This window comes from Paenibacillus sp. J53TS2 (assembly GCF_018403305.1).
GTDB classification, from domain to species: Bacteria; Bacillota; Bacilli; order Paenibacillales; family Paenibacillaceae; genus Fontibacillus; species Fontibacillus rhizolycopersici.
Window position 1 is genome coordinate 1 of the sequence record NZ_BOSK01000047.1, and the last position, 255, is coordinate 255.

Below are 255 nucleotides of genomic sequence, written 5' to 3' on the forward strand. Positions count from 1 at the left end.
TCGGCGCTGGAGGGCTTAACGGTCGTGTTCGGGATGGGTACGTGTGGAACCCCTCCGCCATCGCCACCAAACGGTTCAAGGTTTAATCCTTGAAAACTGGATACGAAACGAATTTGCTGTTTTAGATCTTTGGATAAGCCCTCGACCGATTAGTACCTGTCAGCTCCATACATTGCTGCACTTCCACCTCAGGCCTATCAACCTCGTCGTCTTCAAGGGGTCTTACTAATTGGGAAATCTCATCTTGAGGGGGGC

The 255-nt window shown here is 51.0% G+C and carries 2 rRNA genes; both read right to left on the bottom strand.

What is annotated here, in order from left to right:
- Positions 1–71 (bottom strand): 5S ribosomal RNA (gene rrf, locus KJS42_RS23005); the annotation flags it as partial.
- Positions 72–129: 58 nt separating this feature from the next.
- A 23S ribosomal RNA gene (locus KJS42_RS23010) occupies positions 130–255 on the bottom strand; the annotation flags it as partial.